The organism is Neobacillus sp. Fa239 (assembly GCF_055395235.1).
This window is the reverse complement of sequence record NZ_AP041611.1, coordinates 5330135-5346288: the sequence shown is the minus strand read 5'-3', so window position 1 is coordinate 5346288 and position 16154 is coordinate 5330135. Positions and strand designations below refer to the sequence as shown.

General features: G+C 46.4%; 17 protein-coding genes. All 17 read left to right on the top strand.

The window, feature by feature from the left end; genetic code table 11:
- Positions 1-96: 96 nt before the first annotated feature.
- The 17 genes from rho (at position 97) to ACZ5XR_RS26340 (ending at position 16143) form a co-directional block, all read left to right on the top strand.
- Positions 97-1359 (top strand): transcription termination factor Rho, encoded by a 1263-nt coding sequence (gene rho / locus ACZ5XR_RS26420; protein ID WP_464499405.1) that lies wholly within the window; start codon positions 97-99, stop codon positions 1357-1359.
- A gap of 133 nt (positions 1360-1492) precedes the next feature.
- Positions 1493-1708, top strand: a complete 216-nt coding sequence (gene rpmE / locus ACZ5XR_RS26415; RefSeq protein WP_464499404.1) for a 50S ribosomal protein L31 — start codon at positions 1493-1495, stop codon at positions 1706-1708.
- 77 nt (positions 1709-1785) lie between these two features.
- A complete protein-coding gene (locus ACZ5XR_RS26410) occupies positions 1786-2400 on the top strand; it encodes a thymidine kinase (RefSeq protein ID WP_464499403.1) in 615 nt (204 codons plus the stop codon).
- Positions 2401-2690: 290 nt separating this feature from the next.
- Positions 2691-3158, top strand: coding sequence for a hypothetical protein (locus ACZ5XR_RS26405; RefSeq protein WP_464499402.1), 468 nt, complete (start codon positions 2691-2693; stop codon positions 3156-3158).
- 204 nt (positions 3159-3362) lie between these two features.
- Complete coding sequence (prfA, locus tag ACZ5XR_RS26400; protein ID WP_464499401.1) at positions 3363-4436, top strand: peptide chain release factor 1; 1074 nt, start codon at positions 3363-3365, stop codon at positions 4434-4436.
- Positions 4429-5265 carry a peptide chain release factor N(5)-glutamine methyltransferase gene (gene prmC, locus ACZ5XR_RS26395; protein ID WP_464502444.1) on the top strand — a complete coding sequence of 279 codons (837 nt, stop codon included), beginning with the start codon at positions 4429-4431 and terminating at the stop codon, positions 5263-5265. Before prfA ends, prmC begins: the two co-directional genes overlap by 8 nt.
- A 189-nt stretch (positions 5266-5454) precedes the next feature.
- Positions 5455-6420, top strand: a complete 966-nt coding sequence (gene spoIIR / locus ACZ5XR_RS26390; RefSeq protein ID WP_464499400.1) for a stage II sporulation protein R — start codon at positions 5455-5457, stop codon at positions 6418-6420.
- Between the two features lie 91 nt (positions 6421-6511).
- Positions 6512-6949 (top strand): GNAT family N-acetyltransferase, encoded by a 438-nt coding sequence (locus ACZ5XR_RS26385; protein WP_464499399.1) that lies wholly within the window; start codon positions 6512-6514, stop codon positions 6947-6949.
- A gap of 187 nt (positions 6950-7136) precedes the next feature.
- Entirely contained in the window at positions 7137-8183 is a 1047-nt protein-coding gene (locus ACZ5XR_RS26380) for an L-threonylcarbamoyladenylate synthase (protein WP_464499398.1), read from the top strand.
- A gap of 115 nt (positions 8184-8298) precedes the next feature.
- Entirely contained in the window at positions 8299-8856 is a 558-nt protein-coding gene (locus tag ACZ5XR_RS26375; protein WP_464499397.1) for a manganese efflux pump MntP, read from the top strand.
- A 26-nt stretch (positions 8857-8882) separates the two neighbouring features.
- On the top strand, positions 8883-9323 hold the full coding sequence (locus ACZ5XR_RS26370) for a low molecular weight protein arginine phosphatase (RefSeq protein ID WP_464499396.1): 441 nt from the start codon (positions 8883-8885) through the stop codon (positions 9321-9323).
- Between the two features lie 96 nt (positions 9324-9419).
- Positions 9420-9866: a ribose 5-phosphate isomerase B gene (gene rpiB / locus ACZ5XR_RS26365; protein WP_464499394.1), complete on the top strand. Its 447-nt coding sequence runs from the start codon at positions 9420-9422 to the stop codon at positions 9864-9866.
- Positions 9867-9881: 15 nt separating this feature from the next.
- Positions 9882-10439 carry a TIGR01440 family protein gene (locus ACZ5XR_RS26360; protein WP_464499392.1) on the top strand — a complete coding sequence of 186 codons (558 nt, stop codon included), beginning with the start codon at positions 9882-9884 and terminating at the stop codon, positions 10437-10439.
- Between the two features lie 92 nt (positions 10440-10531).
- Complete coding sequence (gene glyA / locus ACZ5XR_RS26355) at positions 10532-11773, top strand: serine hydroxymethyltransferase (protein WP_464499391.1); 1242 nt, start codon at positions 10532-10534, stop codon at positions 11771-11773.
- Between the two features lie 105 nt (positions 11774-11878).
- Complete coding sequence (upp, locus tag ACZ5XR_RS26350; protein ID WP_464499390.1) at positions 11879-12508, top strand: uracil phosphoribosyltransferase; 630 nt, start codon at positions 11879-11881, stop codon at positions 12506-12508.
- A 421-nt stretch (positions 12509-12929) separates the two neighbouring features.
- Positions 12930-13922 (top strand): nuclease-related domain-containing protein, encoded by a 993-nt coding sequence (locus ACZ5XR_RS26345; RefSeq protein WP_464499389.1) that lies wholly within the window; start codon positions 12930-12932, stop codon positions 13920-13922.
- A gap of 55 nt (positions 13923-13977) precedes the next feature.
- A complete protein-coding gene (locus ACZ5XR_RS26340) occupies positions 13978-16143 on the top strand; it encodes a S8 family serine peptidase (RefSeq protein WP_464499388.1) in 2166 nt (721 codons plus the stop codon).
- Positions 16144-16154 lie beyond the last annotated feature (11 nt).

Sequence of the window (16154 nt, the reverse complement as noted above, 5' to 3'; positions counted from 1 at the left end):
TTCGATACTTCTTTTTCTATTCCTCGAGACCCAATCGCGATCAAATGAGTGTGAAAACAATCCAACGAGCGAAAAATATTAAAGAGTGGTGTACAAATGGACTTAACAATATCTAGTTTAGAAAATATGAAGCTGAAGGAGCTTTATGAGCTTGCCCGCGAATATAAAGTGACCTATTACAGCAAATTAACCAAAAAGGAATTAATTTTTGCCATCCTGAAGGCTCGCGCCGAACAGCAGGGTTATTTTTTCATGGAAGGCGTCCTGGAAATCATCCAGTCAGAGGGCTTCGGATTCCTGCGGCCAATTAACTATTCCCCAAGTTCGGAGGATATTTATATTTCGGCATCGCAAATCCGTCGTTTCGACCTTCGGAATGGGGATAAAGTTTCCGGTAAAGTTCGTCCTCCAAAGGAAAACGAACGATATTACGGATTATTGCATGTGGAAGCCGTGAATGGGGAAGACCCTGAATCGGCGAAAGAACGCGTGTATTTCCCTGCTTTAACGCCTTTATATCCAGATCGTATGATGAAGCTGGAAACAACTCCAAAATTTATGTCAACGCGAATTATGGATTTAGTGGCACCGGTCGGTTTTGGGCAGAGGGGCTTGATTGTCGCACCGCCAAAGGCCGGTAAAACGATGCTGTTAAAAGAAATTGCCAACAGCATTACCACCAACCATCCAGAAGTAGAACTAATCGTTCTCTTGATCGATGAACGTCCGGAAGAGGTTACCGACATCGAGCGCTCCGTGGCCGGCGATGTCGTCAGCTCTACGTTTGATGAAGTGCCGGAGAATCATATTAAAGTGGCCGAGCTTGTGCTAGACCGGGCGATGCGTTTAGTGGAACACAAACGTGATGTTGTCATTTTAATGGATAGCATTACCCGTTTGGCCCGCGCCTACAACTTGGTCATTCCGCCAAGCGGCCGTACGCTATCCGGGGGGATTGACCCGGCAGCCTTTCACCGTCCAAAACGGTTCTTCGGGGCAGCAAGAAATATCGAAGAAGGCGGCAGCTTGACCATTCTTGCCACTGCGCTAGTTGATACGGGCTCGCGCATGGACGATGTAATTTATGAGGAATTTAAAGGAACCGGTAATATGGAGCTGCATCTAGACCGTTCGCTTGCTGAGCGCCGAATTTTCCCTGCGCTTGATATCCGTCGTTCCGGTACGCGGAAAGAAGAGCTCATTCTTCCAAAAGACCATTTGGATAAATTATGGGCGATCCGTAAATCAATGTCCGACTCCCCGGATTTTGCCGAGCGTTTCTTGAAAAAATTACGCCAAACAAAATCCAATGAGGAATTCTTCGCCCAGATCGGGGAAGAGATGAAATCCCGTCGCTAAACCAGAAAAACCCAGCTTGCAAAAGTGAGTCCATGTTGTTATAATGGGTACAGTGTGTTTTTAGTATTTCAGAGGATTATCCTCTTATGATAACTCTGTTTCGAAAGATTCAGGGCGGAAGGAGCTGAAAAGAATGAAAACAGGAATTCACCCAAATTATAAAACAGTTACGGTGACATGCGCATGCGGAAATACGTTTGAAACTGGATCAGTGAAAAAAGAGATCCGCGTTGAAACTTGTTCTGAATGCCACCCATTCTATACTGGTCGCCAAAAATTCGCTGAAGCTGGCGGACGTGTTGATCGTTTCAACAAAAAATACGGCATTAAAACACAACAACAGCAATAATGAACGCCCAAAACAGGCAAGATGCAACATACTTGCCTGTTTTTTATTGGATAGATTTTTACAAGGAGAGACCGTTTATGTATATCATGAATCAAAGCGGATGGGTTGAGGTTATCTGTGGCAGTATGTTTTCAGGAAAATCGGAGGAATTGATCCGCCGTGTTCGCCGAGCTCAGTTCGCCAAGCAAAAAATTGCTGTTTTTAAACCAAAAATAGATAATCGCTATCATGAGCAATCAGTAGTATCCCATAATGGCTCTTCTTTTATTGCAAAGGCAATTTCTCACTCCGTTGAAATTCTCCATCATGTCGAAGCAGACATGGATATCATCGCCATCGATGAAGTTCAATTTTTTGATGAGGGAATTGTCCGGGTTGTCGAGCAGCTTGCCGACAGCGGCCACCGCGTCATCGTCGCAGGTCTGGACCTTGATTTCCGCGGCGAACCGTTCGGACAAGTCCCGGCACTTATGGCCATCGCTGAGCATGTGACCAAGCTCCAAGCCGTTTGCACAGTCTGCGGCTCTCCATCGAGCCGGACTCAGCGGCTAATCGACGGCCGCCCAGCCTCCTATCATGATCCAATCATTTTAGTCGGCGCATCCGAGGCCTACGAGCCGCGCTGCCGCCACCACCACGAAGTGCCAAACAACGCCGGCAACCGTGTGGGAATTGTAGAGAAAACTGTTTAAAACCGTCCTTTGGGGGCGGTTTTTTTTGATGGGGTGTTTTTTGATGAATAATTGGTTAGGTCAGCGGAATTAACCTAGATTTCTGCTGAATCACATGAGTTCGCGGGAAAAATCAAAAATGCCGCGGAATAATGTGTGAAGTGCGCGGAAATAGCGTAAAAACCCGCGGAATCCTATTCAACTCCGGCGGAATAACCTCCAAAAACCGCGGAATCCTCTCTTTCCATGGAAAGAATTCTCTCGCAAAGTTACCGATTTGGCCGGGCATGATAGTAATGGAGGTGTAAACATTGAAAAAGTTTATTTTTCCAACGATATGTCTTTCCATGCTGCTGCTCGGCGGGTGCCAGAGCAATAAAAACGTGAACCAAGCTTCCTACGATTTACGCAAGGACCGTAATGTTCAGAATATGTCCAATCGCCTGGACAATGGGGACAGACGAATAGTCGGCTACGATGCAACGGATCAGAACCCTAATTTTCTTAACCTCCAAGGAACAAGAAACGGCAGCGCATCCGGCGACTCTGGAAACATCGGTGTGGATACTGATAATGCAAAGCAGGTCATTGCCTCCACAAAGGAGTTCACAACCGACTCTATCTGGGTTAATGGCGACCGGATGTGGGTAAAGGTTTATAAAAAAGGTCCTCTTACTCACAAACAAAGAATCGATGCCGAAGCACGCCTCCATAAAAAATTAACGCACGCCCTGCCGCGCTACAATATCGAAGTTAGAGTCCAGGAAAGCCGTAGATAACATGCTCTGATTCAGGGCATGTTTTTAATTTGTAAATTTAATGATCACATTTTAAGAAATACTGGCCACTTTTTATGAAATACTGGTCAATTTAGAAAATTTACTGGTCGGACAAACAAAAACCCACAATATTTGGTTTTGACGCGTGCAAATCACCTATACTATAATTAGAATGTTATGGACTAAAATCTGAGGTGAATATCTGTGTTTGATCGTCTTCAATCCGTTGAAGATCGCTTTGAAAAGCTGAACGAACTTTTGAGCGATCCGGAAATCATTAATGATTCAAAAAAACTTCGTGAATATTCAAAAGAACAATCTGATATACAAGAAACCGTACAAACCTACAGGGACTATAAAAGTGCAAAAGAGCAGCTTCAAGATGCGAAAACCATGCTAGAGGAAAAGCTTGATGCTGAAATGCGCGAAATGGTCAAGGAAGAGGTAAGCGAGCTTGAAGCGCAAATCGGGGAGTTAGAAGAACGTTTAAAAATTCTCCTCATACCTAAGGACCCGAACGATGATAAGAACGTTATCTTTGAAATTCGCGGAGCTGCCGGCGGGGAAGAGGCCGCACTTTTTGCAGGTTCACTTTACCGGATGTACAGCCGTTTTGCGGAAGCACAAGGATGGAAAACGGAACTCATTGATGCCAGTCCAACCGGCCTAGGCGGATACAAGGAAATTACCTTTATGATCAATGGTACAGGGGCCTATTCCAAATTAAAATTTGAAAATGGTGCCCACCGGGTTCAGCGTGTTCCGGAAACAGAGTCCGGCGGCCGCATTCATACTTCTACCGCTACTGTGGCTTGTTTGCCAGAAGCAGAAGAGGTGGAAGTGGAAATCCATGATAAAGATATTCGCTTTGATGCGTTTGCATCGAGCGGTGCCGGCGGACAGAGCGTTAACACGACGATGTCAGCTGTTCGGTTAACCCATATTCCAACGGGGATCGTCGTATCGTGTCAGGATGAAAAATCCCAGCACAAAAACAAAGACAAAGCGATGAAGGTTTTACGTGCGCGTGTCTACGATAAGTTCCAGCAAGAAGCACAGGCAGAATACGATCAAGTCCGGAAATCGGCAGTTGGGACAGGGGACCGTTCTGAGCGGATCCGTACTTATAACTTCCCGCAAAACCGGGTAACCGACCATCGCATCGGTTTGACGATTCAAAAGCTCGATCAAATTTTAGAAGGCAAGCTCGATGAGATTGTCGAAGCTTTAATTATGGATGATCAAGCAAAAAGATTGGAAAGTGCCTCCAATGAGTAAAAAAGTCTACGAAGCTCTGCAATGGGCTTCTTCTTTTTTAATAAAAGCAGGGCGCGATGAGAATGCTGGGGAACTGCTGCTTCGGCATTTTACCGGTATGTCCCGCTCTCAGCTGTTTGCGAATATAAGAGATGATTTAGCACCGGGAGTTTGGCCGGCTTTTGAAAAATCGGTCCTTGATCACCTGAAAGGGGTGCCGGTTCAATATATCATCGGCTCGGAGGAATTTTACGGGCGGTCTTTTATCGTCAATCCTGAGGTTCTCATTCCAAGACCTGAGACTGAGGAACTGGTCTACGAAACGTTAAAGAGAATCAAAGGGGAACCGAAAAGGCTGGCCGATATTGGGACGGGCAGCGGGGCTATCGCGATTACCCTTAAGCTCGAGCAGCCATCACTCGAAGTCTATGCCACGGATATTGCGGAGGACTCGCTGACAGTTGCTAGAGAAAATGCACGCCAGCTCGGTGCAGAGGTTGAATTCATTCAGGGAGATCTGCTGCAGCCGCTTTTCGGGAAAAAGTTGGATGTCGTCATCTCGAACCCGCCGTATATTCCAGTAGGCGACATGGCAGACATGTCAGAGGTTGTCACCGAGCATGAGCCACACCGGGCCTTATTCGCAGGCGAGGACGGCTTGGATTTTTACCGGAGATTTATGACCGAGCTCCCCGCTGTCCTCGCACCGGGAGCATTAGTCGCCTTTGAAATCGGAGCCGGTCAAGGCAAAGCCGTAGCAGCGCTCCTCCAAAAAACCTTCGGGCCAATCAACGTAGAAATCATCAACGACATAAACGGCAAAGACCGGATGGTTTTTGCTGGGGTCTGACCCCCAATGCAGTAAAGTGGTAACGCAACGGGGGACTGACCCCCAATACAGTAAAGCGTTAACAGAACGGGGGACTGACCCCGTTTTTTGTCCCCCTTTTTTATCCCTATTTTTAAAAATATTAAAATTTACTAGTTTAAGATTCTTGGCATTTGTCCACAATGGGGGTAGAGAGGGCGGTGCTGGGGAATGCAAAGTAAAACGTTGGTTTGGGCTTATTTATTAATTCTATCATTAGGAACTATTTTAAGTTTATATATACCGAAGAATGAAGCGATGGCGAAGGAGTCGGTGGTGATTCCGGGGAATGCCATCCGCCTTCGGATTCTCGCAAATAGTGATACCCCATCTGATCAGCAGTTAAAGCGCGATGTGCGTGACGCTGTCAATGCGAAGATTACGCTTTGGGTGAAGGATTTAACATCGCTGCCAAAAGCAAAAGAGGTCATTCATTCAAAGCTTCCGGAAATACAGGGGATTGCGGAAAAAGTGGTCAAGGACCATCACTCCAATCAAACGGTTCACGTGAAGTTCGGCAAGGTTCAATTTCCGACGAAGCTGTATGGAGAGTTTTTGTATCCGGCAGGAGAGTATCAAGCGATTTTGATTACTTTAGGCAAAGGGGAAGGCGCCAACTGGTGGTGCGTGCTGTATCCGCCGCTATGCTTCCTGGATTTTTCAAATGGAGTCGCCGTCAGCACGGGGTTTGATGATAAGCAAAAGGTGAAATCGGAGCTCGACATCAAACCGAAGACGACAGATGAAGGGCCATCAGTAGAACCAAAAATGTTATATAGTGCCGACGAAGAGGCACCTGATCAAACAGCAGAAGTAGAACAAAAGCCAGAAGAATCATATGATGCGCCAAAGCAGGAAGAATCAGTGGATTCATCTTATGATGCGCCAAAGCAGGAAGAATCAGTGGATTCATCTTATGACGCACCGAAGCAAGAAGCATTAACTGATGAACCAACGCAAGTAGAAGTACCAAAGGCAAAAGAAGCTGCCTTGGATCTATCTAATACAGCGCCTGACCAAGAATCATCCGTAACTTCAACAGGAGAACAAACCGCTCCGGTATACACATCAGAAGATGAGCAGCCTGTGAAGGTAAAGTTTTTTATCGTAGAATTATGGGATAAGTTATTTCATTAAGTCGGCCTGAAAGCGGGTCGACTTTTTCTGTTCTATTCTATCAAATGATTCATATTCATAGATTAGAATCTAAAAAATGAGGTGGATATGGATGATTTGCGTTGCGGAAGGGAAAGATTTAAAAAGATTGACGGAGTTTTTGACAAGTGCAGGCCTTGGAACGGATGGATTGACGGAGGAAAAGATGGATTCCTTTTTACTGCTGGAGGGCCCTGACGGCCGATTGACCGGATCGCTCGGAATGGAAGTTTTTGAGGAATTTGGGCTGCTGCGGTCATTGGTAGTTTCAGCCGGACAAGGTCAGAAAGAAATCTTTTTCCTGTTTGACCAAATGATGCTTCTGGCAAAGAATAAAGGCGTGCGCGAGTTATATTTGGCGACGAATAGACAGGAGTCGCTGCCATTCTTTAACCTGTTGGGCTTCGCCCAGACAAGCAAGGAAGATTTGCCCAGGGAATTCTATCAATCTGAACATATTCACCATATTTTAAATGTGGATAACTCCTTATTTTTAAAATTCACCTTATAGTTGTGGATAGATGTCTCAGAGTTATCCACTGTTTTCACTTAGTTATGCACAAATTGGGGATAAAAACTTGTTTTTATCCACACCATCTTTTATACTTTCAAACGTAACAACTCGAATATATGAGTCTAGGTGCCTAAATTCGGCAAATTTCGCTAAGAGACTCATTTGACTAGTAAGGTGGATAACTATGAATACAAAACTATGGAAAGTGGATAAGTTTGTGGATATCTCGGTAAATAATCCACAACTTGTGGATGCAGCCGAGCTTTTACGGAAAAATGAAGTGGTGGCCCTGCCGACGGAAACCGTTTACGGTCTAGGGGGAAATGCCCTAAGTGATGAAGCGGTGTCGAAAATTTTTGCCGCGAAGGGCAGACCTGGGGATAACCCGTTGATTATTCATATCGCGGAAAAAGAACAGCTTCACCAGTTTGTTTCGGAAATTCCTGAAAAAGCGGTGACCTTAATGGATGCTTTTTGGCCAGGTCCATTGACGATAATTTTTAAAAAGAAAGACGGCATCCTTTCGGAAAAAGCAACCGCCGGGCTCGAAACGGTTGCGGTCAGAATGCCGGATCATCCCGTTGCGCTGGCATTGTTGAAAAAATGCGAACTGCCGATTGCGGCTCCGAGTGCAAACAGCTCGGGAAAACCCAGTCCGACCCATGCGGAGCATGTCATGGCTGATTTGGCGGGGAAAATTGCCGGGGTGCTTGACGGCGGCCCGACAGGCGTTGGCGTGGAATCCACGGTCGTCGACTGTACGGAACAAATCCCGGTCATTTTAAGGCCGGGCGGTGTAACAAAGGAACAGCTCGAGAAAGTAATCGGAGAGGTTCACATCGACAGGGCGTTGACGGATGCGGAATCGAAGCCGAAATCCCCCGGAATGAAATATCGCCATTATGCTCCGAACGCTCCTCTTTATTTAGTAGAAGGCAGCCAAGCGTTTCTCCAGGGGCTTGTGGACGAGAAGCAGCGAGAAGGGCTGAGGGTTGGAATTCTGACAACGGAAGAGAAAGCGGCCGAGTACCGGGCTGACATTGTTCTTTCCTGTGGCAGACGGTCCGAGCCGGCAACCGTGGCAGCTGCGTTGTATGATACATTGCGGACATTTAACGATGAGAAGGCTGATATTATTTTTAGCGAAATGTTTCCAAGCACCGGAGTCGGCCACGCCATCATGAACCGCCTGCAAAAAGCGGCGGGGAATAAAGTGATCAAAGAGGATTGAAATGAAATGCGCACGATAAAGTGTGCATTTTCTTATTTATGAAAGGTCCTTCCGTGTCCTAAATTCTCCTGGACGTGCATATGTTGAAATAGCAAGTCCAAGGGGGCGGGAACTATTGACGGAAATGATTGGCGAAATGGTAACACTCGTAATTATGGCAATGGCGCTTGGAATGGATGCCTTCTCGGTTGGACTGGGCATGGGAATGTACAACCTGCGCTTAAGGCAAATTTTTAAAATAGGCTTAACGATCGGCCTTTTTCATGTGTGGATGCCACTTGTCGGCATGCTCGCCGGCAAATATTTATCGGCCAAGTTTGGGACCTTTGCTTCCTATATCGGCGGATTGCTCTTAATCATCCTCGGCGTGCAAATGATTTGGTCCAGCCTGAAAAAAGGCGAAGAAAAGATCATGACCCCGGTTGGTTTTGGCCTGCTTGTATTTGCCTTAAGCGTGAGCCTTGATAGCTTTTCATTGGGGCTTACTTTAGGAATATACGGCGCCAAAGTGGTGATGGTTATTTTATGCTTTGGCATAATGGCAACACTACAAACATGGATCGGTCTGTTGCTTGGCAGAAAGGTTCAAGGCTGGATTGGCCCGTACAGCGAAGCGCTCGGCGGGGCGATTTTACTTGCCTTTGGCTTTAAATTGCTGCATCTTTTTTGGTAAAATGAATGTAAAAGGGGGCGAACAGATTGCAGCACATTTTGTTTGTATGTACCGGAAACACGTGCCGGAGTCCAATGGCCGAAGCAATTTTAAAAAGCAAGAACATCGCCGGGTTGGAAGTAAGGTCTGCGGGGATTTTTGCCGCAAACGGCTCTGAAGCATCAGCGCATGCCAAGCAGGTCCTAGTGGAAAATGAAATTCTACATAATCATCAATCGAGCCTGCTTAGGGGCGAGGACGTGGAGTGGGCAGACTTGATTTTAACGATGACGGGTTCTCACAAATCGGCGATCCTCGGAAACTTCCCTGAATCTGCCGCGAAGCTTTTTACATTAAAGGAATTTGCTGGTGAAATCCCGTTACAAGATGTTGCCGACCCATATGGGGGGACGCTCGCGATGTACCGCGAAACCTTTCGGGAATTGGAAGAATTAATTGAGCAGGTAATTGAAAAATTGGAAGAATAAAGAGGAGGTCAGACCCTTTTGGGACCTCCTCTTTCTTTATCTTTTTTTAACAGTATGTCAAAATGGTAGAGAATTCGAATTCGAGGAGGGCTATTGATGAAAGTAGCATTGGCATCGGACCATGGTGGCGTCAATATTCGAAAAGAAATTGCACATTTATTAGAAGAGCTAGGGATTGAATATGTTGATTTTGGCTGTGACTGCAGCACGTCTGTGGACTATCCGGATTATGCGCTGCCGGTTGCGGAAAAAGTGGCGAGCGGCGAGTTTGACCGAGGCATTTTGATTTGTGGGACCGGCATTGGTATGAGCATTTCGGCCAACAAGGTGAAGGGGATTCGCTGTGCTCTTGTGCATGATACCTTCAGTGCGAAGGCAACGCGCGCGCACAATGACAGCAATATTTTGGCGATGGGTGAACGCGTCATTGGCCCGGGCCTTGCAAGGGAAATTGCCCAAGTATGGCTGACAGGGGAGTTCGAGGGCGGACGTCATGCCGATCGCATCGCAAAAATCAGTGAGATTGAAAAAAAGCAGCTGTAAAGGAGGTAAAGGCTGATGATTCAGGAATGGGAAGCCGAATTGGCAGCAATTTTGGAAGAGTTTAACGCTTTTAAACCGGGACAGCTGTTGGTGGTGGGCTGCAGCACCAGTGAAGTTCTGGGCGAACGAATTGGAACCTCGGGGACGCTTGAAGTGGCGGAAATGATTTTTCGCCAGCTGAAAAAATTGGCGGACGAAACAGGAATCGAGCTGGCATTCCAGTGCTGTGAGCATTTGAACAGGGCGCTTGTCGTCGAAAGGGCGGTCGCACTTGAAAGAGGTTTGGACGAGGTATCTGTTGTGCCGGCCCGAAAAGCGGGGGGCGCGATGGCAACCTATGCGTTTGAACAGCTATCAGATGCGGTTGTGGTCGAGTTTATCAAAGCAGACGCAGGAATCGATATCGGCCAAACCTTTATTGGTATGCATTTGAAACACGTGGCCGTTCCCGTCCGGGTTAAGCAAAAAACGCTTGGCCACGCCCATGTGACATTGGCGCGGACACGTCCGAAGCTGATTGGCGGCGAGCGGGCTGTTTACGTAAGGAACAGCAGTAATTTAAGCTGTTCATAGTAATTCATTTTCATAACGGGAAAAGTGTGTTAAGATTGATGATGGAATTTTCAAATTGTTACGGATACATACGAACACAAGGGGGATTCACAATGAAACACTTATCACAGCAGGACGAGCAGGTATTTCAGGCAATTCAGCAGGAACTAGGCCGCCAGCGTGCGAAGATTGAATTAATTGCCTCAGAAAATTTTGTAAGTGAAGCGGTTATGGAAGCACAGGGGTCCGTTTTAACAAACAAATATGCGGAAGGGTATCCGGCAAAACGCTATTATGGCGGTTGCGAATATGTGGATATCGTCGAGGATTTGGCGCGTGACCGTGCGAAGCAGATTTTTGGCGCAGAGCATGTCAATGTTCAGCCGCACTCCGGCGCCCAAGCGAATATGGCAGTTTACTTTACGATTCTTGAACATGGCGATACAGTCCTTGGCATGAATTTGTCACACGGCGGCCACTTAACACACGGCAGCCCGGTCAACTTCAGCGGTATTCAATATAAGTTTGTTGAATACGGTGTCGATGAAGTAACGCAAACGATTAACTATGAGGATGTTCGTGCAAAAGCGGTTGAGCATAAGCCGAAGCTGATTGTAGCTGGCGCAAGTGCATACCCAAGAGAAATCGATTTTGCGAAATTCCGCGAGATTGCTGATGAGGTTGGCGCTTATTTGATGGTGGACATGGCCCATATCGCCGGACTTGTTGCTGCAGGTCTCCATCAAAATCCAGTGCCATACGCTGATTTTGTCACTACGACTACCCATAAAACATTGCGCGGTCCTCGCGGCGGCATGATCCTTTGCCGTGAAGAGTTTGGGAAAAAAATCGATAAGTCAATTTTCCCTGGCATTCAAGGCGGTCCGCTTATGCATGTGATTGCCGCCAAAGCGGTTGCATTCGGTGAAGCCCTTCAAGAGGATTTCAAAGTATATGCCGGTAATATTGTGGAGAATGCGAAGCGTTTAGCTGAAAGTCTTCAAAAAGAAGGACTGAAGCTTGTATCCGGCGGTACTGACAACCATCTTTTACTAGTGGATGTTCAAAATCTTGGCTTAACAGGCAAAGTGGCTGAGCATGTGCTTGATGAAATTGGTATTACCGTTAATAAAAACACGATTCCTTTCGATCCGCAAAGTCCGTTTGTCACAAGCGGTATCCGCATTGGTACAGCTGCTGTTACCTCCCGCGGCTTTGGTTTGGAAGAGATGGACGAAATTGCCTCCATCATCGCGTTTACCTTGAAAAACCATGACGATCACGCGAAGCTTGAAGAAGCAAGTGCCCGTGTTGAGGCGTTAACCAGCAAGTTTGTTTTATATCCAGAATATTAATTAGCTGAAAAATCGGCCTTTTAAAAAGGTCGGTTTTTTATTTGCTCATTCGGATTTTTTTCTGTAAAATGAGACGAAGTAAATTTTAATAAAGGGGCGATATTGGTGGCAAAGGTATACGTCTTCGACCATCCACTCATTCAGCACAAGCTGACATACATACGCGATAAAAACACAGGAACGAAGGATTTCAGGGAATTGGTAGACGAAGTGGCGACACTGATGGCTTTTGAAATCACGAGGGATATGCAGCTTGAGGACATTACGATTGAAACACCTGTCTGCCCGGCTAAATCAAAGGTTCTTTCCGGTAAAAAGATCGGCCTTGTCCCTATTTTGCGCGCCGGAATCGGCATGGTAGATGGAATTTTAAAATTAATTCCAGCAGCAAAAGTGGGCCATATCGGTTTATACCGCGACCCTGAAACATTAAAACCAGTAGAATATTATGTTAAATTGCCAAGTGACGTGGAAGAGCGCGATTTCATCGTCGTGGACCCAATGCTCGCAACAGGCGGTTCCGCAAATGAAGCGATCAACTCCTTGAAAAAGCGCGGTGCCAAAAACATCAAATTCATGTGCCTGATTGCCGCTCCAGAAGGTGTCGAAGCAGTCAAAGAAGCACACCCGGATGTTGATATCTACATCGCAGCCTTAGATGAAAAATTGAACGACCACGGATACATTGTGCCAGGTTTGGGCGATGCTGGGGATCGGTTGTTTGGGACGAAATAAGATTTTTAAGGAAACCAAGTGGACGGGTGTCGTCTGCTTGGTTTTTTTTGGTTGGTTTGGTTCCAAATATTGTAAAAATGTACAAAAGGTTAGGAAACATGTACAAAATTCATAAAAGTATGTACAAAATTTTAAGAAACATGTACAAAACCCTTTAATTTATGTACAAAAAAGCCAAAAACATGTACAAACCCAAACATTCTAGAAAAAGTACATGTAGACCTCCTTCTAAATATTGTAAAAATGTACAAAAGTCTTAAAATCATGTACAAAACTTCAAGAACTATGTACAAAACCCTTTAATTCATGTACAAAAAACCAATACCCCAAACCCTCTAGAAAAATTCACATTTTTTTCAGAAGGATTTTGCTGAAAACCCTCGAAATTTGAATTGAACTTACCTAATGAGGAGATGATTCTATGATTATGATGGATTTAAAGGTACCCATTCAGGCGATTCAGTGTATTGCCCTAATGCGGAATCTCCCAAAAATTCATTCAAAGAGACCGCAAATTGAAAAAGATCTAAAAGCCTGGTTAAAAGGGTACTATGGTGAAAAGTATTGCAAACATTACTTGTCTTTGTTGCCGGAAGATCAATATTACATCTTTCATGGATTGCGTCTACAGGATCGAAAGAAATTTCAGATGGATTTACTGCTACTATCACAATTCTTTGCCCTAATTTTTGAAATCAAGAATTATTCAGGAACCCTATGTTTCGATCAACACTCAAAACATGTCACTAGAATATTTGATGGGCATGAAGAAGGGGTACAAAACCCGATCCTGCAAGTAAAGAGGCATCATTATCAGTTTAAAAACATCTTAATTAAGAAGCAGCTGAAGAGTCTGCCTATTATTAGCATGGTGATGATAAGCAAAACATCAACAAAAATCCACACAACAGATGCTGATATTTTCAACGACTTAATTTATTCAGAGGCATTGTTAGAGAAAATAAAAGAATTAGAAATTACGTATCAGACCCCACATTTAAGTAAAAAGAAACTGGTTACCCTTGCTGATACACTTTTACAGGAGCACCGGCCGTTTATCCCCAACATTCTAAAAACTTACAGGATCTCCCCAACAGAGTTACCCACTGGAGTTCATTGTCCTAAGTGTAAAAGAGCCCCCATGATTTATGTTTCAGGAACATGGCACTGCACCTGCTGTAAATACACTTCGAAAACAGCTCATATCCAAACAGTGGATGATTACTTTCTTCTCCAAAGTGCAAAGATTACCAGGAAACAATTTCAAGTACTTTTACAAATGGACTCACCTACAATAGCAAGGAATTTACTGCTATCTCTAAAGCTCCCTTCCAAAGGAACAAAACGAGGCACCACCTACCATCTCCCCAAAGATCGAATCTTCACACTTCCGGAAGAAGATTTATTTGAATAAGCATATTTCCCCCACCCAAAGAAAACCCTATTCAAAAAAGGGGAAAATCGTACATATGAAAAAATTTATCCTGCTGCTTATACTCACCATTTCCATTCCTTCACCAACCACATCCCATTCACTCATACCGCCCGTACCCAATCAAACGACTACCGCCATTGTCGTAACCGAACGGCCGCAAACACGGCAGCAAATTCAACAGATGCTCATCCCCTACAAAGACATCAAGCTGCGTTATGTTTTTCAGGAGGCACTTTATGGTTTTTCAGTAGTCGGCCCGCGGGAATCGATCGCGAAACTGAAAAGAAACCGTCAAGTCCAAACGGTTTCCCCCGTCACCCAATACAAAGCAGAAACGGAAGAGAATGTGAAAATCATTGGCGGGGAGGAGGTCCGTCGTTTTTTCTCCCCGAAAAATCAACGCTTAACCGGAAAAGGGGTGACTGTTGGGGTCATTGATACGGGCGTCGACTATACCCATCCGGATCTGCGCCGCAATTATGGCGGCGGGCATGATTTGGTCGATGGCGACAGCGATCCGATGGAGACGCAGGCAATCGGCAGAGCAACGATTCATGGCACCCATGTTGCGGGGATTATTGCCGGCAACGGGAAAATCCGCGGAGTTGCCCCAGAGGCGAAAATCATTGCTTACCGAGCGCTTGGTCCAGGCGGCGGCGGGACGACTGAGCAGGTGCTCGCAGCGATTGACCAGGCGATTAAAGATAAAGTTGATATTGTCAATCTCTCGCTGGGAAACGATGTCAACGGCCCGGATTTGCCGATCAGCATCGCGCTGAACCGCGCGGTGGATAGGGGAATTGTCGCAGTCGCGGCAAATGGGAATGCGGGGCCGAATGTCTGGACAGTCGGCTCACCAGGCACCGCTTCAAAAGCCATTTCCGTTGGGGCTTCCACACCGACCCTTGAGATTCCATACGTCATCACACCGGACGAAAAGCTGAGGATACAGCCGATGGAGGGATCGAAGGAATGGAAGCTGGACCGTTCTATGGAGCTTGCCGACGGCGGGTTAGGCCGGAAGGAAGACATGAAAAATGTGAAGGGCAAGCTGGTTCTCATCGAACGGGGCCGCCTGACTTTTACGCAAAAGGCCAAAAATGCCCTGGCTGCGGGGGCCAAAGCGGTGCTGATCTACAATAATATGAGTGGAAACTTTATGGGGAACCTTGAATCACCGCTGACCATCCCAGTGGGCTCACTCTCTAAGCGTGACGGAGGCATTTTAAAAAAGAATGGTCTTTCCGTAAGAGTCGCCACCCTGGAGGAGCGGGACCGCTTGGCTGAGTTCAGCTCAAGGGGGCCGGTGACAGGCACCTGGGAGATTAAGCCGGATATTGTGGCGCCGGGGGTTGCGATTAATTCGACGATTCCGGGAGGGTACCTTTCCTTGCAGGGGACGAGCATGGCAGCACCGCATGTGGCCGGGGCCTGTGCGCTGATCAAGCAGGCACATCCCGATTGGACGCCGCTGCAAATCAAGGCGGCGCTGATGAATACGGCGAAGCCGCTTTTAAGAAATGGCATCCCGTATCGGACCTTTGAGCAGGGGGCGGGCCGGATTCAGGTGGATGACGCCGTTATGGCCCAAACACTTGTAACGCCAAGCTCGATCCATTTTGGGAAATTCACCAATGACGAGGCGGTGCAAAAAGTTAATTTACATGTGGAAAATACGAGTAATTCCCCGACCCATTATGCCTTTGATATTCCCGGACGAGCGGAGGGCTTAAGCTGGAAGCTGCCGCTTTCGTTTAACCTGGAAGGGGGACAGACAAAGGATATGGCCATCGAGTTAACGGTGGATACCAAGGAGTTCAAACAAAAGATCCATGATGGCTGGCTGACCCTGCATGCCGGGGCATCCACCATCCGCATACCTTATATATACGTGCTGGAGGAACCGAATTACCCAAGAGTGATGGGCTTTCATTTCGGGGAAGGCGATGTGCCGGGGCAATACATGTATGAGGTATATCTGCCGGGAGGGGCCGAGGAGTTTGGCATTGCCTTGTTTAACCCAGAGGATTACCGCTTTGTCGGATTCCTGGATACGATTCAAAATGTGAGGAAAGGCCTGATCAAGAAGGAAGTCCCCAGCATGCATGAAGGAACCTATCTGGCCAAAGTGTTTGCAAAAAAGGCCGGCAGGGAAGATTTTATCGAAACCAAAATCACCATTAAACCTCCTAACAATTAGGAGGTTTTTTG